Source organism: Slackia equolifaciens (assembly GCF_003725995.1).
Lineage (GTDB): Bacteria > Actinomycetota > Coriobacteriia > Coriobacteriales > Eggerthellaceae > Slackia > Slackia equolifaciens.
The window spans coordinates 44,780-65,010 of record NZ_QIBX01000018.1 but is presented as its reverse complement, the minus strand read 5'-3'; the positions used below and the strand labels follow the sequence as shown (position 1 = coordinate 65,010).

The 20,231-nt window shown below is 60.3% G+C and carries 19 protein-coding genes, 1 tRNA gene and 1 rRNA gene; 18 read left to right on the top strand and 3 right to left on the bottom strand.

Annotation, left to right across the window (positions count from 1 at the left end; translation table 11 throughout):
• Nucleotides 1–43 precede the first annotated feature (43 nt).
• From rrf to DMP06_RS09200, 10 genes are all read left to right on the top strand, one after another.
• Nucleotides 44–159 (top strand): 5S ribosomal RNA (gene rrf / locus DMP06_RS09245).
• A gap of 209 nt (nucleotides 160–368) precedes the next feature.
• The gene (locus tag DMP06_RS09240) at nucleotides 369–947 is read left to right on the top strand and encodes a hypothetical protein (protein WP_245962460.1); all 579 of its coding nucleotides are present in this window, start codon (nucleotides 369–371) and stop codon (nucleotides 945–947) included.
• A 178-nt stretch (nucleotides 948–1,125) separates the two neighbouring features.
• Nucleotides 1,126–2,217: an isocitrate/isopropylmalate dehydrogenase family protein gene (locus DMP06_RS09235; protein ID WP_123209454.1), complete on the top strand. Its 1,092-nt coding sequence runs from the start codon at nucleotides 1,126–1,128 to the stop codon at nucleotides 2,215–2,217.
• Nucleotides 2,218–2,284: 67 nt separating this feature from the next.
• Complete coding sequence (gene acnA / locus DMP06_RS09230; RefSeq protein WP_123209453.1) at nucleotides 2,285–4,948, top strand: aconitate hydratase AcnA; 2,664 nt, start codon at nucleotides 2,285–2,287, stop codon at nucleotides 4,946–4,948.
• 30 nt (nucleotides 4,949–4,978) lie between these two features.
• The gene (locus DMP06_RS09225; RefSeq protein ID WP_123209452.1) at nucleotides 4,979–6,955 is read left to right on the top strand and encodes a Tat pathway signal sequence; all 1,977 of its coding nucleotides are present in this window, start codon (nucleotides 4,979–4,981) and stop codon (nucleotides 6,953–6,955) included.
• 367 nt (nucleotides 6,956–7,322) lie between these two features.
• On the top strand, nucleotides 7,323–7,844 hold the full coding sequence (rplJ, locus tag DMP06_RS09220; protein ID WP_123209451.1) for a 50S ribosomal protein L10: 522 nt from the start codon (nucleotides 7,323–7,325) through the stop codon (nucleotides 7,842–7,844).
• A 107-nt stretch (nucleotides 7,845–7,951) separates the two neighbouring features.
• The gene (gene rplL / locus DMP06_RS09215; RefSeq protein ID WP_123209450.1) at nucleotides 7,952–8,326 is read left to right on the top strand and encodes a 50S ribosomal protein L7/L12; all 375 of its coding nucleotides are present in this window, start codon (nucleotides 7,952–7,954) and stop codon (nucleotides 8,324–8,326) included.
• 116 nt (nucleotides 8,327–8,442) lie between these two features.
• A complete protein-coding gene (locus tag DMP06_RS09210; protein ID WP_123209449.1) occupies nucleotides 8,443–9,360 on the top strand; it encodes a DUF4013 domain-containing protein in 918 nt (305 codons plus the stop codon).
• Nucleotides 9,361–9,370: 10 nt separating this feature from the next.
• Complete coding sequence (gene ybaK / locus DMP06_RS09205; RefSeq protein WP_338056820.1) at nucleotides 9,371–9,820, top strand: Cys-tRNA(Pro) deacylase; 450 nt, start codon at nucleotides 9,371–9,373, stop codon at nucleotides 9,818–9,820.
• A 194-nt stretch (nucleotides 9,821–10,014) separates the two neighbouring features.
• Nucleotides 10,015–10,089 (top strand) — tRNA-Glu (locus tag DMP06_RS09200).
• 269 nt (nucleotides 10,090–10,358) lie between these two features.
• On the opposite strand, the gene DMP06_RS09195 is transcribed toward DMP06_RS09200, so the two are convergent.
• Both DMP06_RS09195 and DMP06_RS09190 read right to left on the bottom strand, forming a co-directional pair.
• Nucleotides 10,359–10,763: a YolD-like family protein gene (locus DMP06_RS09195; RefSeq protein ID WP_123209447.1), complete on the bottom strand. Its 405-nt coding sequence runs from the start codon at nucleotides 10,761–10,763 to the stop codon at nucleotides 10,359–10,361.
• 49 nt (nucleotides 10,764–10,812) lie between these two features.
• A complete protein-coding gene (locus DMP06_RS09190) occupies nucleotides 10,813–12,111 on the bottom strand; it encodes a Y-family DNA polymerase (protein WP_338056821.1) in 1,299 nt (432 codons plus the stop codon).
• A 277-nt stretch (nucleotides 12,112–12,388) separates the two neighbouring features.
• Between DMP06_RS09190 and DMP06_RS09185 the strand changes: the two genes are divergently transcribed.
• Together DMP06_RS09185 and DMP06_RS09180 are read left to right on the top strand one after the other, a co-directional pair.
• On the top strand, nucleotides 12,389–12,811 hold the full coding sequence (locus DMP06_RS09185; protein WP_123209446.1) for a peptide deformylase: 423 nt from the start codon (nucleotides 12,389–12,391) through the stop codon (nucleotides 12,809–12,811).
• Nucleotides 12,812–12,956: 145 nt separating this feature from the next.
• Nucleotides 12,957–14,300, top strand: coding sequence for a M18 family aminopeptidase (locus DMP06_RS09180; protein ID WP_181443048.1), 1,344 nt, complete (start codon nucleotides 12,957–12,959; stop codon nucleotides 14,298–14,300).
• An 18-nt stretch (nucleotides 14,301–14,318) separates the two neighbouring features.
• Here the strand turns inward: DMP06_RS09180 and DMP06_RS11450 are convergent, their stop codons facing one another.
• On the bottom strand, nucleotides 14,319–14,909 hold the full coding sequence (locus tag DMP06_RS11450) for a 5-formyltetrahydrofolate cyclo-ligase (RefSeq protein WP_161957879.1): 591 nt from the start codon (nucleotides 14,907–14,909) through the stop codon (nucleotides 14,319–14,321).
• A 228-nt stretch (nucleotides 14,910–15,137) separates the two neighbouring features.
• On the opposite strand from DMP06_RS11450, the gene DMP06_RS09170 reads away from it, so the two are divergent.
• From DMP06_RS09170 to rpsG, 6 genes are all read left to right on the top strand, one after another.
• On the top strand, nucleotides 15,138–16,133 hold the full coding sequence (locus DMP06_RS09170) for a CorA family divalent cation transporter (RefSeq protein ID WP_148042523.1): 996 nt from the start codon (nucleotides 15,138–15,140) through the stop codon (nucleotides 16,131–16,133).
• A gap of 337 nt (nucleotides 16,134–16,470) precedes the next feature.
• Entirely contained in the window at nucleotides 16,471–17,628 is a 1,158-nt protein-coding gene (locus DMP06_RS09165; RefSeq protein ID WP_123209444.1) for an inorganic phosphate transporter, read from the top strand.
• Between the two features lie 15 nt (nucleotides 17,629–17,643).
• Nucleotides 17,644–17,868 (top strand): hypothetical protein, encoded by a 225-nt coding sequence (locus DMP06_RS09160; RefSeq protein WP_123209443.1) that lies wholly within the window; start codon nucleotides 17,644–17,646, stop codon nucleotides 17,866–17,868.
• A 132-nt stretch (nucleotides 17,869–18,000) separates the two neighbouring features.
• Nucleotides 18,001–18,855: a universal stress protein gene (locus DMP06_RS09155; RefSeq protein WP_123209442.1), complete on the top strand. Its 855-nt coding sequence runs from the start codon at nucleotides 18,001–18,003 to the stop codon at nucleotides 18,853–18,855.
• Nucleotides 18,856–19,237: 382 nt separating this feature from the next.
• Nucleotides 19,238–19,609, top strand: a complete 372-nt coding sequence (gene rpsL / locus DMP06_RS09150) for a 30S ribosomal protein S12 (RefSeq protein WP_123209441.1) — start codon at nucleotides 19,238–19,240, stop codon at nucleotides 19,607–19,609.
• Nucleotides 19,610–19,756: 147 nt separating this feature from the next.
• On the top strand, nucleotides 19,757–20,227 hold the full coding sequence (rpsG, locus tag DMP06_RS09145; RefSeq protein WP_123209440.1) for a 30S ribosomal protein S7: 471 nt from the start codon (nucleotides 19,757–19,759) through the stop codon (nucleotides 20,225–20,227).
• The last annotated feature ends 4 nt before the right edge of the window (nucleotides 20,228–20,231 follow it).

Here is a 20,231-nt window from a genome sequence, read left to right as displayed (position 1 = left end):
CCGGGGGGCCCGGTACCCGCGACGGGGCGAGAGCGCCCCTCGCGGGCGCGGCCGGGGAGGCGGGGATCACCCGAACCCATTCCGAACTCGGCAGTTAAGCCCGCCATCGCCGGATGTACTGGGGGGGGAAGCCCCCGGGAGATAAGGGCGCCGCGCCCGCGAGGGGCGCTCCCCGGAGGGGGGGCGCGAGGGGGCCTCATGCGAGGCCCCCTTTTTGTTGCTTCGGCGATTTTTCGCTCTGTAATTTTCTGATTGCGAGTGTTGCGGTATCATTATTTTGATGTACCTGGTTCACCACTTACACCTGCGTGATGCGCAGGTTTTTTTATAGGGGGCTGCATATGGCGGATAGCGCTAAAGAACAACGAATGAAAATCGCCGAGCTCGTCGAGAGTGATTCGCACGTTCTCGGCGAGATGATTAAGAGCCTGCAAGGCCCTTCTCGTCGCACGCGACAGAATGCGGCTTCGGTATTTTCTATCGTCGCTTCTCGTAAGCCCGAGCTGCTCATTGGGCATATCGATGCTTTCATCGACGCACTCAATCGTCCCGAATCGCAGACCCGATGGGAATGTCTTGATGTATTGACGGCGCTGATTTCGCTCGATTCTTGCGCATGCGAAAAAGCGATTCCGGGGGCTGAGAGTGCCCTGTTCGATGAGGGCGCCGGCTCTCTTCATCTTTCCGCCCTTAGGTTTCTCTGTGCCATAGGGGCTACCACTCAGGCGCGCAGCGTTCAGGTATGGCCTCTGATCGATGAGGCGATTCAGTGCTATCACGGTGACTTTGAATACTCCGAGATGCTCTCGGCGGTGACGGGCTTTGCGGAGGGCGAACTTGACCAGACGGTCAAAGATTCCCTCAAGGATCGCATGGCGTTTGATGCGACGAGTGGCAAGGGGGCGTTGAAGAAACGCTCGCAGCAGATTGTCGATATTCTTTCATAAAACACGAGGGCCGCAATGCGGCCCTTTTCTTTAGGTGGCATTGCTTCCGCTCATGTTTCCGTACGCGGAAATCCTCGTGCTGTTATCGGGCTCTTTGCACTTGCATGGTATGATGCTCGGACATGTTCGGACTTCGACCGACTCGCAGGGATGCGACTCGCACAGATTGGAGCACAATATGACGAAGCATACGGTAACGCTGATCCCCGGCGACGGCATTGGGCTGGAAACTACGGCCTCGATGCGTCGCGTTGTCGAGGCTGCGGGAGTTGATATCGTATGGGAGGTGGCGGACGCTGGCGCCGCCGTCATGGAACGAACCGGTGGCTCTCCTTTGCCGGAAGAGACGATTGAATCGGTCCGTCGTAACAAGGTTGCTATTAAGGGCCCCATCACAACGCCTGTGGGTACCGGCTTTCGCAGCGTCAACGTGGCGTTGCGAAAGACGCTCGATCTGTATGCATGTGTTCGTCCCGTGCTCTCGATTCCGGGTGCCGGCGGTCGTTACGAGAACGTCGACCTCGTGGTAGTGAGAGAAAACACCGAGGATTTGTACGCTGGCATTGAGTTCCCCAAAGATTCCGAGGGAGCTCAGCGCTTGATTGAGTTCTGCGAAGAGCAGGGAACGGGTACGATTCGCCCTGATTCGGGAATTTCGATCAAACCCATCTCGGTGACCGCAACCGAGCGCATCGTTCGCTATGCGTTCGAATATGCCTTGGCGCATGGCAGACGCAAGGTGACCGCCGTGCACAAGGCGAACATCATGAAGCATTCGGATGGATTGTTTTTGCAGGTAGCACGCAATGTGGCGGAGGAATACGCCGGGCGCGTTGATTTCGACGACCGTATTGTCGATGCGTTCTGCATGAATGTGGTGATCGATCCCTCGCAGTTCGACGTGATCGTGTTCCCTAATCTCTACGGCGACATCGCAAGCGATCTGTGCGCGGGTCTCGTGGGCGGCTTGGGCATTGCGCCGGGCGCCAATATCGGCGAGGACTACGCAATTTTCGAAGCGGTTCACGGTAGCGCTCCCGACATCGCCGGCAAGGACCTGTGCAATCCCACCGCGGAGATCCTTTCTGCGGCGATGATGCTGGACTACCTGGGCGAGGATGACGCCGCGCAACGAATTCGCGAGGCGGTGCGAAAGGTGTACGCCGAGGGGCGCTTTATCACGGGCGACATCCGCAAGGCTACGGGAAGCGATGAGCCCGCCTGCAGCTGCACGGAGTTCACCGACGCCCTTGTGGCTGCGCTTTCGTAACAACAACTCCGGAATGCCCGCTGAACAATTCCGGGTCATGACTGCCGAACGAGTGTGAGGAATATCTATGGCCGACGAACGTGAAACCCTTCTTGTCGAAGGGGTCCCATACACCATCTACCCGACATCTGCGGTTCAGGGCGCCGAAAGGCTTCCGTATTCGCTGCGTATCCTGCTCGAGAACATCCTGCGAACCGTGGATGACCGCGAGCTTCGTGACGCCTATGTCGCGCGCCTTCTGAAGGCGGGGCTTGCCGGCGAGCAGGGCGGCGAAATCGAATATATGCCCGCGCGCGTGCTTCTGCAGGATTTCACGGGCGTGCCGGTGTTCGTAGACCTGGCGGCGATGCGCGAAGCGGCGCAAAGGCTCGGCGCCGATCCGGCGCGCATTAACCCTCGCATCCCGCTCGATTTGGTGATTGACCATTCGGTAATCGCGGATGTGGCCGGTTGCCCCGAGGCGCTCGAGCGCAACATGGAGATGGAGTTCGCGCGCAACGGTGAGCGCTACCGGTTCCTGAAATGGGCCCAGGATTCGTTTGAGAACGTGCGTATCGTTCCGCCTGGATCGGGCATCTGCCATCAGATCAACGTGGAGCGCTTCGCAACCTGCGCGATGACGCGCGAGGAGGCCGATGGGTCAACTGTTGCCTATTTCGACACCGTGGTGGGGACGGACAGCCATACCACGACCGCCAACGGCATCGGCGTGCTCTCGTGGGGCGTCGGCGGCATCGAGGCGGAGGCGGCGTGCCTAGGGCAGCCCATCACCACGCTCGTTCCCCGCGTGATCGGCGTGCATCTGACGGGCGAGCTTGCCGATGGCGTATCGGCCATGGATGTGGCTTTGCGCTTTGCGAAAATGCTGCGTGCGAAGGGCGTTGTGGGCGCTTTCGTCGAGTGTTTCGGCGAAGGCGTGCGCTCGCTTTCGGCAACGCAGCGCGCATGCGTGGCAAATATGACTCCCGAATACGGCTGCACGTGCACGTTGTTCCCGGTTGATGAGAAAACCATCGAATATCTGCGTCTTACGGGCCGCTCGGAGCATCAGGTGGCTCTGGCGGAGGCATTCGCGCGTGCCCAAGGCATGTGGCTCGACGACGCGCAACGCGTGTATTCCGAGGTCATCGAACTGGACCTGTCGACGGTCGAGCCCACTCTTGCAGGTCCTAGCAGGCCGCATGACGGCTTCGCCCTTACCCATGCCGGCCGTCGGTTCAATGAGATTTGCGACGAGCGCGGCCTAGACCGTGACGCTATTGCGTCCGTCGAGTTCGACGGCGAATCCTACGAGCTTACTCACGGTGCTATTGCCATCGCCGCAGTGACGAGTTGCACCACCGCCACCGACCCCGCCATGATGGCCGCCTGCGGCCTGATCGCACGTCATGCGCGCGAGCGCGGGCTTGTCGCAAAGCCGTGGGTCAAGCGCGTGATGGCGCCGGGCAGCCACGCCACGCAGCTCATGCTCGAGCGTGCGGGGCTGGCGGACTCTCTTGCGGAACTCGGCTTTTCGACATGCGGCTTCGGCTGCATGAGCTGTATCGGCAACTCGGGCCCCGTGTGGCCGCAGATGCATGATGTTGCCGGTCAGATTGAGCTTACGAGCGTCCTTTCGGGCAATAGGAACTTCGAGGGGCGCATATCGCCCGATGTCGCGCAGAACTATCTGTGCGCCCCGGCGCTCGTCATCGCCTACTCCCTTGTTGGCACGCTCGATTTCGACTTCGACAATGAGCCTCTTGGTACCGATGCCTCTGGAAATAGCGTCTACCTTCGCGATATCTGGCCTTCCGATGCCGAGGTGCAGCGCGTTCTGGATGCGTATGTGACATGCGAGCTGTTCGAAGAGGGCGGCCGCGGGCTCTATGAGGGCACCGAGGCATGGAAGAGCCTCAAGGTGGAATCGAGCGCGCTGTTCGCGTGGGATGAGGGGTCGACCTATGTGCGCCGTGCCCCGTATTTCGATGGCATGGACGAGCACGTTCCGGGCTTTGCGCCGGTGGAAAACGCGCGTGTGCTGGTGAACGTGCGCGATTTCATCACGACCGACCACATCTCGCCCGCCGGAAGCATCGCCCCCGATAGTCCTGCTGCGCGATATCTGGCTGAGCGCGGAATCGAGCCTGCGATGTTCAACACCTACGGCAGCCGCCGCGGCAACCATGAGGTGATGGCGCGCGGGGGATTCGGCAATATCAAGCTGAACAATCTGCTCGCCGACGGCAGGAGCGGGGGCTGGACGCGCAACTTCCTCGACGGGGCGATCGAGCCCATCTTTGACGCTTCCTGTGCTTACGAGAAGGCCGGCGTTCCCCTTGTGGTGTTGGCGGGAAAGATGTACGGAAGCGGATCTTCGCGCGACTGGGCGGCGAAAGCCCCGCTTTTGCTCGGCGTGCGTGCGGTTATCGCCGAGAGCTTCGAACGCATCCATCGCTCCAACCTGGTAGGCATGGGGATTCTCCCGCTTCAGTTCGAAGATGGGCAAAGCGTCGAATCGCTGGGACTCGACGGAACGGAGTCCTATTCGATCGAACCCATCGATTTTGGGGAAGGGGAGCCCTGTATGCCCAATCCGCGCGTGGTGAGGGTGTCGGCTTCTCAACAAGATGGCTCGACGAAAGAGTTTCACGCTATAGTAAGGGTCGATACCCCGACCGAGGACGCCTATATGGCGCACGGGGGGATTCTGCAGTATGTGCTTCGACAGCTAGCGGCGCATCCTGCATAGGCAAGAGAGAAGAAAAGAAAGGGTAAGCTCATGTCAGGCAACCAAAATCCGTTTTTCACCATCCTGGGCGGTGATCCGTTCGGCATGGGTGGCGATTCGGGTCAAGGCCCTGGTCAGCAGATCCCTCATGTCGATTTCAAGTCGACGGAGGAGTATCGCCAGATCAAAGACAAGTTCTCCAACATGGGGAGGAAGGCCATCGTCATCAGCATCATCGTGGCGATTATCGTGCTGGCGGTGGCGTACTGGTGGTTCCATCCGCCCATCAACATCCACAGCACCGACACGTGGGCGTTTGTCACCGTGTTCATCCTGCTGCCTACGTTCCTCATCTTCCGCATGCGCCATCGCGCCTATACGCATGGCACCGATAAGGTGAGCCCGAACGCCGGCAAGGCCAAGACGTTCAAATTCCTGTCGTTCATCCCGGTGGTGATTTTCGCCCTCGTGCTGGTGGGCGCGCTACTTTCGACGACGTTCTTCCCGGGCAATGCGGCGAAATACGCCAACGTGCTGCAGACCCAGGACTCGACGTTCGCCGACGACATACAGCAGGTGGACTACAATGAGATTCCCGTCATCGACCGCGATTCCGCCGTGTTGCTGGGCAACCGCACGATGGGCACGATGTCCGACCTGGTAAGCCAGTTCGAGATCTCCCCCCTGTACAGCCAGATCAACTATCAGAATCATCCGGTGCGCGTGAGCCCTCTGGGCTATGCCGATCTGTTCAAGTGGCTGCAGAACCGCGAGCAGGGCATTCCGGCCTATGTCATCGTGGACATGACCACGCAGGATGCCCAGGTGGTGCGTCTTGAGGAAGGCAAAACCATCAAGTACTCCGAAAGCGAGCCCCTGGCGCGCAACATCGACCGCTACGTGCAGCTCAAATATCCCTTCTATATGTTCGGAGAGAAGTCGTTCGAAATCGACGACGAAGGCAACGCGTGGTGGATTTGCCCCGTTCGAGACTTCACGATCGGCCTGTTCGGCGGCGAGACCATCAGCCGCGCGGTCATGGTGAACGCTGCGACCGGCGAATGCCAGGATCTTGCCGTGTCCGAGGTTCCCAATTGGGTCGACCATGTGTATCCGGCCGACCTGCTTATCAAGCAGTACAACTGGTCGGGAGCTTATGCGAACGGCTGGATCAACAGCTGGCTCGGTCAGAATGGCGTCGTGCGCACCACTCCGGGCAACGACGGCCAGCTGGGTTACAACTACATCGCGAAAGACGACGACGTGTGGGTGTACACCGGCGTGACTTCGGCCACCGGCGACGACTCCATCGTGGGCTTCGTGCTCATGAACCAGCGCACCGGCGAAAGCAACTTCTACTCGGTTTCCGGCGCCACCGAGACATCCGCCATGGCATCGGCAGAGGGCCAGGTGCAACAGATGCGCTATACCTCCACGTTCCCCATCCTCATCAACGTAAACGATCGCCCCACATACTTCATGGCGCTGAAGGACGGCGCAGGCCTGGTGAAGATGTATGCGATGGTGGATATCGAGAGCTATCAGAACGTTGCGGTGGGCGATTCGGTCGAGGAGACCCAGAAGTCGTACATCTCGATGATCGGCGCGAGCGGCTCGACGAGTTCGGGCGACGGGTCGGCCGAGGGCGCGGCTTCTGCGACGGGCGTCATCGCCACGGTGGCGCAGGCCGTGATCGAAGGCAACTCGCACTTCTATGTGACGCTTGAGGGCGATAGCCGCATCTTCGACTTCGCGCTGCCTGGCATGGTGGAGATCGTGGCTTACGGCGTGGGCGACACCATTACCATCGAATTCTCCGAGGGCGATCCTCTCTGTGTCGTTCAATCGTTCTCGGGCGAGGCGGCAACCGATTCCGCCGAAGGCGGCGCAATCGGCGACTCCGGCGATGCAGGCGCCTCGGATGCGGAAGCGGGCGATGCCTCCGCTGCATCCGGCGATGCGACGGGGGACGAGTCGGCCGCTCAGGGCGAACAGCCCGCTTCCGACACCCAGGAGCAGGCTGCATAACCTGGATGCATTCTCTATGCTCTACGGGCCCCGGCGGGAATCGCTCTCGCCGGGGCCCTCTTTCATTCTTTCGTGGAGGAGGCGAGGAGAGAGGGCGCTTGAGGAAATATTGCCTCTTGACGTAAGGATTTAAGCCGCTACAATACTTCCTTGCGTCTGAATGGGCGCACTGGATACATATAGTTCCGCTGCCGAAGACAGCAGGCACCGTAGAGGTTTAATCGCGAAAGCGGCCAGCCGAGGTGGATCGCCAATATGATTGAGCGGCCCCCGTGTCTTCGACCGGGGGCCTCTTTTCGTTCTGCGAAAACGGCCCACCATCAACGTGGCGGAGCGTTTGAGCAGATCGAAAAGGAGGTGAAACATTATGCCGAACAAGCAGAATGTCGAAAATGTTGCGAAAATTACCGAGCAGCTCGATGGCATTTCCGCCATGTGGGTGGTCGACTACCGCGGCCTTACCGTGAAGGAGACCGAGGCTCTGCGTCGCAGCCTGCGTGAGGCCGATGCCGTCATGGGCGTCTACAAGAACACCCTGATGCGCCTCGCCATGGAGAACGCTGGTCTGCCCGCTATGGGCGACGTGCTCTCTGGCCCGTCCGCGTTCATCTTCGCCGAGGGCGATCCGGTGGCTTCCGCGAAGGCCGTCAAGGATTTCGCAGCCAAGAACGACAAGCTGGTCATCAAGGGCGGTGTCATGGAGGGCACGGTCTACGATGCATCCCAGGTCGAGGCTATCGCCTCTCTGCCGTCTCGCGAGCAGCTGTACGGTCAGCTGGCTGGTCTCATCAATGGCTTTGCCCGCCGTATCGCCGTCTCGATCAACGAGATCCCCGCTGGCTTGGCCCGCGCTCTCAAGGAGGTCGCGGAGCAGAAGCCCGCTGCGTAGTGACGCACCGCACGCGAGAGCGTGCTGCTTAGGCGCGCATGGGCGCGCCGCCTGAAAATTTGGAAACCGCCCCGCAACGTGCGCGGGGAAGTGAAAGGAAAAGACCAATGGCCAAACTGACCGCTCAAGAGATTGTTGATGCTCTTCAGGAAATGACCCTTCTCGAGGCCAAGGAGCTCGTGGACCTGATCTGCGACACCTTCGGCGTTTCCGCCGACGCTCCTGCCGCTGTGGCTGTTGCTGCTGCTCCGGCTGAGGCCGCCGAGGAGAAGACCGAGTTCGACGTCGTGCTCGAGGGCTTCGGCGACAACAAGATCGCCGTCATCAAGGTTGTCCGCGAGATCACCGGCCTGGGCCTGAAGGAGGCCAAGGAGCTGGTCGAGGGCGCTCCCAAGCCCGTCCAGGAGGGCGTTGCCAAGGACAAGGCCGAGGAGATCAAGACCAAGCTGGAAGAGGCCGGTGCTGCTGTTACCCTGAAGTAACACAAACCCAACGTGCTTCTTACCGTTGCGTAACGCAGGAAGGGTCGAGGCGTGTGCCTCGGCCCTTCCTCGCGTATAGTGGCAGAAAGCATGCCCTCTGCTGACAGGTGGTTGATATGGAGCGAGGATATCTGGCGCGCACATGGCGCTGCATAAAGGCAACGAAGAACTGGTTCGGCAAGCTTCTGCTGCTGGGCCTTATCGCGATGATTCCCATATTCGGCATCATCGTGGTGTCGGGCTATCTGTATGGCTGGGCGCGCGATGCGGCGTGGCGCATGGATAACCCGCTTCCTTCGCGCGTCTTGGGCAACGAAGACGGCATGCTGTACAAGCGCGGCTTGTTCGCCGTGATCATATCGGTCGGGCTTACCCTGGTGGTCTCGGTGGCCTCGATTGCGTTCTTCTGGGCGTTCGGGCTCGCGTCAGTAGGGGTTTCTTCGGTATTTGCGCAGATTCTGCCCGATCAGGCGGTGTCGGTTCTTGCGTCGCTGGCGATTCCCTCCCTCGTGGGCACATTCGGGCTGCTTCTTGCGTGCATGGCCTTGATATTCGGCGTGCAGTTTTTTATCTGGGTCGGCACGATGCGCATGAGCATCTACGGCACGCTTTCCTCGGGGTTCCAGTTTTCTCGCTCATGGGCGATGATCCGAAAGAATCTCTCCGGTCTTTTCAAGATTTTTCTCGGCCAACTCATTGCTTCGGCCGTTGTCGGATTCATCGTCGCCATTGTCTGGTGCGTTGTTTTGTTCGTGGGCGTTTTCGTATCCATGCTCGTAATGGGCGCGATTGATTATTCGGGGTCGTACGGGTCTGCTTTTGGGGGCGTAACTGCGATTGGCAGCATCGCGGCGGTTTTCTTGGCCCTCTGCGTTGTGTACCTGACGTTTTTCTCGTCGGTGCTCATCCAGATGTTCGTGTGCAGATCGCTAGGCTATTGGGTTGCTGATTTCGACGTTGCGCAATGGGGCTCTCAGGACGATCCGCTGCCCTGCGAGAAGATGAGCGGGGGCGCAGTCGATGCGGGAAGATAAGACGAACGCCATGCGTATTCTCGACGCTCACGGAGTGGCGTATGCATGTCGATTCTACGACGACAATCTGGCTCTTTCGGGTGTCGAGGTGGCTCGTACTTTGGGGCAAGATCCCGATCGGGTGTTCAAGACGCTTGTCACTGTGGGCAAGAGCGGGGAGCATTACGTGTTCGTGATCCCTGTTGTTTTTGAGCTCGACTTGAAGAAGGCGGCCTCGGCCGTGGGCGAGAAGAGCGTTGCCATGGTGAAGTCGAAGGAGCTTTTGCCGCTTACGGGGTATGTGCACGGCGGTTGCAGCCCCATTGGAATGAAAAAGAGATTTGTGACCGTGATTGACGAGACGGCGACGCTGTTCGATTCGATTATGTGCTCGGGCGGCAGAATAGGATGCCAGCTCGAGCTTTCCGTGGACGATTTGAGGCGGGCGGCTGATGCGCGCATCGCCGATGTGACGGTGTAGAGGCTACGTGCACCGGGTGGGTTCGAGCAGCGATTCGTTTGGTGCACCCAACAAGAATCATCGAACTTTCCGCCGCTCCAACTCTTCCGTTCGACTTCGATTGGCTTGCCGGGTTCGGTCGAGGATGAGAAATAAGAAAAAACTTCTTGCAATGTTAGCCGTGCTTTGCCATAATATCCAGGCTGCTTTTATACGTCCCCATAGTCTAGAGGTCAGGACGCGGCCCTTTCAAGGCTGAGACACGGGTTCGATTCCCGTTGGGGGCACCACAAATTTTCTACGAGCCTTTCCGGCTCGTTTTTTTATTTTCAGCTTGATATGGGCCAAAATCAGGGGTCGAGCGATCGGCGCCGGTTTCGCGGTTTCGAGATTCGGCCAAAAGCATGAGCTATAGCCCAAGTGCGCCTCCCTGTTGGTTGCCCGCTGCCCACGACTTGCGGGAGCGCGGGCCAAGACTCCTCGAGAGAAGCCCTGGGGCCGTGCATGTGCCGCAATTTACGGGAATGAGGATCGAGGGGCTTCCGTCATGCGGGTCGGTTCATGAGCTCGTGGGCTCGATATCGAGGATGCTGGCGAGAGGAATGCGTTTTACCCCTATAGACACCGAATGCGCTACCTCGTCCACTTTGGAAAGCGGCCCTCTCAGCGTGATGCGCTGTCCTCCTTCGTAGAACGAAACGCGAACGTCATCCCCTGGGTTGAGCGATTGCAGGGCCTCCGATAATTCTGCCAGGCGCTCTTCTGGAAGTTCGGGCCGAGGGATGCGCGTCGCCTCTTGGCTATGGGCGAGCTCGTGGTAGCCCTTGAGGGCGGCGAACGGCATGAACTGACGTGCCCGATCGGCATGGGGGCGTGCGACATGCCGACCATATTTGGCTACGCTTCTCTTGATGTCGCGCATCACCGCTTCTCTATAGGCGCGTTCTTGCGGGTCAATGCGCATACCGATTGCGCTCCTTCCTCTGCGTCAAGGGCTTTAAGCTTGGGTCTTGTTATGCCCGATGCCCGCCTATCTGGTTATTGCGCTCGCGGGCGGTTGCCTTTTCATGCAGGCTGGTGCCCTTCAGCATGGCGTTCTTGCCGAATTTGCCGCGAATGTTAACTACCGCCTCCTGCAGGTGGCGTTCGCGCGCCGCATCCTCCGCGTTGTCGAAGAGCGTGAGGGGCATCGATGCCTCGGGCGCAAGCCCCGCGATGCCTATGTTGATGCGTCGGATGGGGGTATCGCGGTGTGTGGTTTCGTCGAAAAGCGCGAGGAAATTTGTGGCCATGATGCGCTGTGAGTTGCTTTTTTGCCCCAGCGAGCGCATGCCGCCGGTATGCGCGCCGCCCCAGCCGTGCGCGGGCCGTGCGCCGTGGCCCCCTTCGAACATGTCTTCATCGCGGGACGCGTTCTTGTCGCGCGCGTATCCAACGTAGAGCGAGATGCGGTCCGCCACCTGCCGCGATTCTACGAGTTCGAGCACGCTGGCATCTATCATCTCGCGCAGCACCATGCGGGCTTCGTCGAACGAGTAATCGCTCGGAAGCACCTGGCCGTTGGTCATCGATCGGCCCTCGGGCACGTATGCTTGGATTTCTGCGATGGTGCACGGCTCCTGACCCCAGGCGTGGTCTATCAGAAACTCCGCGTTTACACCGAATTCGCGGTAGAGCGTTTCTTCGCGCATGGCGGCCACGCTGGCCAAATCGCGTGCGCCATATTTCTCCAGGCGGCGGGCGATGCCTGGGCCGATGCCCCAGATGTCGGTAATGGGACGATGGAACCAGATGTCGCGCTTGAAGCTCTCTTCGTCGAGCTGACCGATACCGTCGGGCGCATGCTTGGCGCATACGTCGAGCGCGACCTTGGCGAGAAAGAGATTGGTCCCGATGCCCGCCGTTGCGGGAATGCCCGTCTCGCGGCGTACATCGCTCATGAGCGTGCGGGCGAACGAGCGCGCGTCGGTGCGATAGAGGCGCAGATAGGGAGTGGCATCGATGAAGCATTCGTCGATGGAATACACGTGCACGTCTTGGGCGCTCACGCGCTTGAGATAGAGCGCGTAGATGGCCGCTGAAACCTCCATGTAGCGGCGCATGCGGGGGCGCGCCATTTCGTACTCTATTCCTTCGGGGATTTCGAACACGCGGCAGCGGTTTTTCACGCCGAGCGCCTTGAGGGCGGGCGACACCGCCAGGCAGATGGTGGTGCGAGAGCGCTCAGGGTCGGCCACGACGAGGCGGGCGCTCATGGGATCGAGCCCTCGATCAACGCATTCGACGCTTGCGTAGAACGATTTGAAATCGATGCATATGTAGGACCTCGCGCTCGTAAAATCTCCTTAATCTCGAACAGATGTTCTTATAATAGCATGAAAGTCGCGCGATGGATTGAATTCGCATGATGAACGGGGGAGAAGATATGCGGAAAACCGGTCGGCATTTCGCAGCGCTGCACCAAGGCCCCTTCGTGGTATGATGAATTGTCTAGTTCGAGCGCAGAGCGCGCATCAGGCGAGGCCCGCATTCATCGGGCGGGGCGCATGCGAACAACGTCGAAGCCACATGCGAGAAACGAGAGGCGCCATGATCAAGGAAATCGTCAAAGACCGCGAATTTTTGAGCCAGCCCGCAGAGCCCGCCACTGCAGCTGACGCGCAGGTAGCGCAGGACCTCAAGGACACGATGGAGTCGATGGGCGGAGACTGCGCATGTCTGGCCGCCAACCAAATCGGCTCGCGCAAGGCCATCATCGCCTACGAGGACGAGAAGGGTCGCATCAATGTGCTGTTCAATCCGCGCTTGGTGGCCTTCATGAAGCCCTACGATGCGGCCGAAGGGTGCCTGAGCCTGGAGGAGGCCAGCCAGGTCAAGCGCTTCGAGATCTGCACGGTGGCCTATGACGTGCTTGCGGGCGACACGCTGATTTCCCGCAGCAAGAAGCTCACCGGCTGGACGGCCGAGATCGTGCAGCATGGCATTGACCACTGCGCGGGCAAGCTGGTGTAGCGCCCGGTTGGCCGTCGGATGGTTTTGGGCAGTCGTTCTCGAGGAACGGCTGCCTTTTTTCATCCGCGGTGTTAAGCTGTGCGAAAACGAAGACATCCGTCGCGTCGGCTCCTGCGGGCGTTGACGCGCGAGAAAGCGAGCAGCCATGCAACTGATCACCCAAGAAGAGCGTCTGTGCGCCCAGGAACTGGTGGACTTCATCGCGGAATGCCCCAGCATGTTTCATACCGTTTATGCCGCCTGCACCCGCCTCGATGAGGCGGGATTTACCTATGTGCCCGAATCGCATGCCTGGGAAGTGGTGCCCGGCGGGCGCTATTACACCACGCGCAACGGTTCGAGCGTCATCGCGTTCGCGGTGGGGGAGCATGCGCTCGATGATCGTGACGCATTTCATTTCCAGCTGGCGGCCGCGCATGCCGATTCGCCGGCGTTCAAAATCAAATCCGCTCCCGAACTGGAGGGGCCTGAGGGATATTTGCGCCTTAACGCAGAGGCATACGGCGGCATGATCGACTACACCTGGTTCGATCGACCTCTCTCGCTGGCGGGCCGCGTGCTGGTTCGCAACGGCGCCAAAGTCGAGAGCCGCCTGGTGGCGCTTGACGAGGATGTGGCGCTCATCCCCAGCTTGGCCGTTCATCTGGATCGCGCCGTGAACGATGGCTTTGCGCCCAACCGCGCAATCGATCTGTGCCCGCTGTTCTCGGCGGGCGAGCTCGATGCGGGCGCGTTCGATCGGATGCTCGCGCAAAAACTGGGAGTCGAGTCAAAACAGATTCTCGCACGCGATTTGTTCCTCTATAGCCGCCAGAAGGGATGCGTGTGGGGCGCGGCGGGCGAGTTCGTTTCGTCGCCCAAGCTAGACGACCTCATGTGCGCATTCGCTTCGCTCAAAGCGTTCCTCGCATCGGGCAACGATGCCTGCGTGAGGGTGTGGTGCTGCTTCGATAACGAAGAGGTGGGGTCCAATACCAAGCAGGGGGCCATGTCTACCATCTTGCGCGATGTGCTCGAGCGTGCCTGTGAGGGTCTGGGCCTCGCGCGCGAGGATTATCATCGCGCCGTGGCGCGGTCCATGATGGTGAGCTGCGACAATGCCCATGCTGTTCATCCCAATCGCACCGAGAAATACGACGCGGGAAATCGTTGCCGTCTCAACGGCGGTATCGTCATCAAAGAGGCCGCCAACCAGCATTACTGCACCGATGCGTTCAGCCGCGCGGTGTTCGCGGCCGTATGCGACGACGCGGGCGTGCCATATCAGACGTTTGCCAACAAAAGCGACCAGGCGGGTGGCTCCACCTTGGGCAACCTGTCGAACACCCAGGTGAGCATGCATGGCGTTGACGTGGGATGCCCGCAGCTGGCCATGCATTCGTCCTATGAGACCTCCGGCGTGCGCGACGTGAGCCTGGCCATCGCGGCACTTACGGCGTTCTATGGGGCGGACATCCGCATCGATGGGGCGTCCGGCGCAACCGTCTAGAGCGATGTCGAGATCGCGTTATGCGGGTTCGATCGTGCGCGTGGGCGTGACCACGACGCTCATGCGTCGATCGTGAATGTCGGCGGGAATCTGCTCGCATAGCTGCTCGTCAAACGCGATGCCTGCCACAAGGCAGCCTTTGCGCACCTGCGGGAGGAAGGCGTCGTAGCATCCGGCTCCGAGCCCGAGCCTCATGCCGCTTTCGTCAAACGCCGCACCGGGCACCACGATAGCGTCGAGCGCTTCGGGGTCGACGGCGGTCAGGCCTGGAAAGTCCTGGTCGGGGAAAAAACGTCCCGGACGGGCGAGGAAGTCGATCGCTGCCGCGCGCCAAGTGGCCTCGTTCACCTCCATGAATTCCATTCGGAGCGGCCCTCGTGTGCAAGGGAAGGCCACATGCGCGCCGCGGGCATAGAGGCGCTCGATCAGATGGGTTGTGTCGAGCTCGTTTTTCATGGCGCAATAGGTCGCAACGAGGGGAGCCCGCTCGCCGCTGAAATCGAGGTGCGCATCGAGCAGATCGAGCGTCCGCGCGCATGCTGCCCGCGAGAGGGAGGCACGCGCGTCGTTGGGCAGCGTGCGTCGCGTCTTCAGGACGTGTTCTCGCATGATGGCTTTTTGGGTTGCGATATCCATGGCTCCTCGATTCGCGTCTCGATTGGCGGAGGCTTCGGCGGCCTGTCGAATGCGTGGCCGCCGGCTCGATTTTCGCATGATACGCGAGCCGTCTTCGCTCTCTTTTGGGCTTCCAAGGTGCGCGCCGTTGTCTTCCGCGAGCGGGCATGGCTTTACCTCGATTTTGCGTTCCTGCGCGCTTCTGCGATTTTCCAATCTGCTATGGTTGAAAGACAGCGCGTTCGCGCCTTCGCTGCAAAGCCGTGCGAGAGGGGACCGATGATTGAGTATTTCCGCGCCACCGGGGACACGCGTTCCCTCGTGAAGCTCGATGCCGAAGAGCATGGCTGTTGGATTGCATTGTTCGAGCCCACGTTCGAGGAGCTTCGCGCAGTTTCCGAGCGATTCTCAATCGACCAGGACGACCTGATGGCGCCGCTGGATCCCGAAGAGGTGTCCCGCGTAGAGCGCAACGAGAACTACACCATGTTCATCGTGGACACGCCCGTACGCGATGAGACGCCGGGTGCTTACGGCTACAAGACCATCCCCATCGGCGTGTTCGAAACGCCGCACCACGTCATCTCGGTATGCTCGATGTACCGCATTCCCATCATCGCTTTGCTCAAGCGACAGCGAAACCTGCACGATACGGCCGAGGTGCGCAAGTTCACGAGCGACATGCTGCTGGCGTCATCCTCGGCGTACTTCACATCGCTGCAGGTGCTCAACAGGCGGCGTATGCGCCTTGAGCAGGATATGGAACACCCTACGCGCAAGGATCTCGAAGAGCTGTTCGACCTGGACGAATCGTTCGTGTACCTCACCACGTCGCTTGCCACCAACGACATGATGCTCGAGCGCTATCGGCGCTACGTGCTGCTTTCGGCCGACGAGGAGGTGCGCGAGCTGTTCGACGATGTGATCATCGAGAACCGTCAGGCGCTCGAAACCACGCGCATCTATTCCCAGATTCTCGACTCCACCATCCAGCATTTCAGTATGACTATCGACCAGGATCTGAATCGCACGATGCAGCTGGTGGCTACCATCACGCTCGTGCTGTGCGTGCCCACCATCGTGGGCGGTTTTTTCGGCATGAACCTGGAGGGCATCCCCCTCGCCGACTCGCCTTACGGTTTCGCCATTGTGACGGGCGTGACCGCCGTGCTGCTGGTGGCCTTGCTCGCGCTGCTCAAGAAGTTGAAATGGTTCTAGGGGCCGCGTTGCTTCGCGCACGGAGGCGGTTCGATGCCGCATTGGCCTCGGGCGGTCGCCAGATAATCGTTTGTTGTGCACGATGTGCCCCGCGCATCGCCGTCCTGCCGGCAAGATGCCGCTTTGTGGGCTTTGGGCGAATCCGCGAGAATGCCGTTCGCCGATTGATGGTTGCAATGCCTGCCGTTCGCCGCAAGAGACTTTACACAGATTTGAACTTTATCTGACGCGCGGTTTTACGTTGCCCCGCTACACTATGAAAGGTTGCGCAAATGCTGTTGCATTGCGTGCTTGTCCTGCCCAAGCCACAGTCCAAAGAAGGGAACCGGAACAAGAAATGGAGCTAGGAACTCTCATAGTCGTCGGGCTCGTCATCATCGTCGCGCTCATCTTCGACTTTACGAACGGCTTTCACGATACGGCCAACGCCATGGCAACGTCTATCGCCACCGGCGCGCTGAAGCCTAGGACTGCCGTTCTCGCCGCCGGCACGCTCAACCTGATCGGCGCATTTCTGTCTGTCGAGGTGGCAAAGACCATCTCGGGCGGCCTCATCAACGAGGACGCCGTGACAATAGCGCCGGAGTTTATTCTTGCCGGCCTGATCGGTGCCATTCTGTGGAATCTGCTTACGTGGCTTGTGGGCCTGCCGTCCAGCTCCTCCCATGCCCTGTTCGGCGGCCTGGTTGGCGCCGTTATTGTGGGCGCGGGTGCCGCCGGTGTGAACTTTGGCGCGGTGCTTACCAAGATTCTTCTCCCGTCCATTCTTGCCGTCATCGTGGCCGGCCTGGCTTCGTTCACGGCGACAAAGATAATAACGGCGATTACCAAGCGCATGAACCAGGATAAGGTCGAATCTGGTTTCCGCCATGGCCAGACGGTCACCGCCTGCCTGGTGGCGCTCTCGCACGGCACCAATGACGCCCAGAAGACCATGGGCATCATCACGCTGACGCTTGTTGCGGTGGGCGCCCAGGCCCCCGACACCAATCCCCAGATGTGGGTTGTGGCCGTGTGCGGCCTCGCCATCGCCTTGGGCACCTACATGGGTGGCTGGCGCGTCATCCGTACGCTGGGCAAGGGTCTGACCGAAATCAACACGCCGCAGGGCTTTGCCGCCGAGGCGAGCTCCGCCACCGTCATTCTCACGTCCTCCCACCTGGGCTTCGCCCTTTCCACCACGCAGGTGTGCTCCGGTTCCATTATCGGCACCGGCCTTGGCACCAAGGGTAACGAGGTCAACTGGGGCGTTGCCGGCCGCATGGTCATCGCCTGGTTGGTTACGTTCCCGGCCGCTGGCCTGATCGGCGCCTTCACTTGCCTGTTTACCAAATTCGGTACCGCGGGCACCGTCTTCATCGTGCTGGCCGCCCTGGTCGCCGGCTTCGTTATCTTCCGTCTGTCGCGTCGCAACCCCGTTAACGCCATGAACGTCAACGACCGTTCCGACGTCAAGCTGAACGCCGATTCCGACACTACCGCCCAGGCTGCCTAAAGGAGGGGAGCATCAATGCAGGAACTCATCATGCAGGAAGTCACCGGCTTCGCCACGGTGCTCATCACCGCCGTAGTTGTTGCGGCCGCCATCGCGACGCTGTATTCTTGTGGACTCCGTTTGTGGGAAAAGGGCGCCGAAGGTGCCGTTGTGGCGCGTGCCATTTCCATCGTATGCTTCGCCGCATGCGTCGTGATCGTGCTGTTCGCCCTGTGGCTGATCGTGCCCATCTTCCACTAAGCGTTTCGTTTTCGTCGAGCGATTCGTCTTGTCGGCCAATCGGTCTCAAGGCGCCCGCGCACGCTGCGCGGCGCAGGGGGTACGGCGTGGTTTTGACAGACGTTTCGCATGGCTATAGAGAGGTTATGACCTATGACTAAGATTCTTGTAGGCGTTGACGGCACCGCTCGCGGCGATCGCGCCGTGGAGTGGGCCGCCCGCCGCGCTCACCGCACCTCGTCTCAGCTCACTCTGATCACGGCGGTTGGCCTGGATTCCGCCAAGGCTTTCGGCGCCGACACCGATGCGGTGCGCGATACCGTGGAGGCCGCTCTGAAGGGCCTTGCCGAGAAGATCGTGCAGGAGTGCGAAGGTGTTCAGGTTGATTGGCTGATTCACGACGAGGGCATTCTCGAGGCTCTGGCAGATGCATCCGAGGGCTATGACATGGTGGTTCTGGGCTCGCATCATAACGCCAAGATCGGCGAGATGCTGGGCGGCACCAAGGGCTTGAGGCTTTCCATCACGGCATCCGTTCCCACGGTGGTCGTGCCCGAGAGCTGGAGCTTCGACGACCAGGGCAGGGGCATCGTTGTGGGCGTGGGTCCCGACGACTTTGACGAGGGCGCCATTTCCTTCGGCGTGCGCGAGGCCATCGCCACCGGTGAAACCCTGGAGCTCGTTTCCGCGTGGGGTCTGCCCGCCGGCTTGTCGCGTCCCGCTGAGGCCATGGGCGGCGGCCTGGGTCCTGTAGGCGATCAGTTCCAGGCGAAGATCGACGCGCATATCGAGCGCATCAAGGCCGAGCACCCCGATCTTGAGGTATCCGGGCGCACCATCGAGGGTTCCTCGCCGTCTAAGGTGCTGATCGCGCACGGCGGCAAGCGCCGTCTGCTGGTCATGGGCACGCATGCCCGCTCCGCGTTCGGCCGCGCCATCTTCGGCTCGGTCACGCACGACGTGCTGCTGAGCCCCAACATCCCTACCGTGGTGGTTCCCAAGCCGTAAGCGTCTGAGCACGTATTTGTTTCATGGCGTCGTCCGAAAGGGCGGCGCTTTTTTGCGTTGCCGCACAAATTGACGGGCATTTCAAGAAATTTCTTCACATTCGGTGCAAAAATGCGTTAAAGAATGGCGAAAAGTACTAACTGAACTGGGATAATAATAAATACACGCAATGGATACGCCCGGACGCGTGGCGTTTGACAGCCCATGTCAGCGGTGTTAAAGTACCGCCTTGCGTCTGATGCAGGCGTTTGTTTTCGTGCCTCGTATGCTGCGTGACAGAAAACAAGGATAACCCAAGCGGGCGGCCCCAGGGTTGAGAAATGGGCCAAGCGCAAGGCGCATCCAATCTGTAGGAAATAGGCGAATTAAGAGGAGAACTACTTTGCCTACCATCAACCAGCTGGTCCGCAAGGGCCGCGCCAAGCAGGTCGACAAGAAGAAGACCCCGGCGCTCAAGGGTAACCCCCAGAAGCGTGGCGTGTGCACCCGCGTGTACACCACCACCCCCAAGAAGCCGAACTCGGCTCTGCGTAAGGTCGCTCGTGTCCGTCTCGTGAACGGCACGGAAGTGACCGCGTACATTCCTGGCATTGGCCACAACCTGCAGGAGCACTCCATGGTGCTCATCCGCGGCGGCCGTGTTAGGGACCTCCCCGGCGTGCGCTACAAGATCATCCGCGCCGCCCTTGACTGCGCTGCTGTGAACAACCGCATGCAGGCCCGCAGCCGCTACGGCGCCAAGCGCCCCAAATAAGTAGGAGTAAGACGCGCGGGCTTTGAGGAACAAGGCCTAATGGGCGAAGCGCCCGGAGCCCGACCCGGGAGGGGAGGGCGGCCCGAATAGATAGGGCAAATATGGGAAACGCCCCGAAGCGCGCACAGAACATGAAGGAGCATTACTATGCCGCGTCGTGCAGCAGCCGTCCGTCGTGAAACTCAGCCGGACGCAGTGTACAACAACCGTTTGGTCACGCAGCTGATCAACAAGGTTCTTCTTGACGGCAAGAAGTCCCTCGCCGAGCGTATCGTCTACGGCGCATTCGACATCGTTGCCGCCAAGTCCGGGCAGGATCCCCTGTCTGTGTTCAAGAAGGCTATGGACAACGTTCGCCCCACGCTCGAGGTCAAGCCGAAGCGTGTTGGCGGCGCAACCTATCAGGTCCCGATGGAAGTCAACCCCCGTCGTGCCACCACGCTCGCCATCCGTTGGATCGTGGACTTCTCCCGCAAGCGCAAGGAGCACACCATGGCTCAGCGTCTTGCCGCCGAGATCCTGGATGCGTCCGAGAACACCGGCGCTTCGGTGAAGAAGCGCGAGGACCTGTACAAGATGGCCGAGTCCAACCGTGCGTTCTCGCACTACCGCTGGTAAGAGA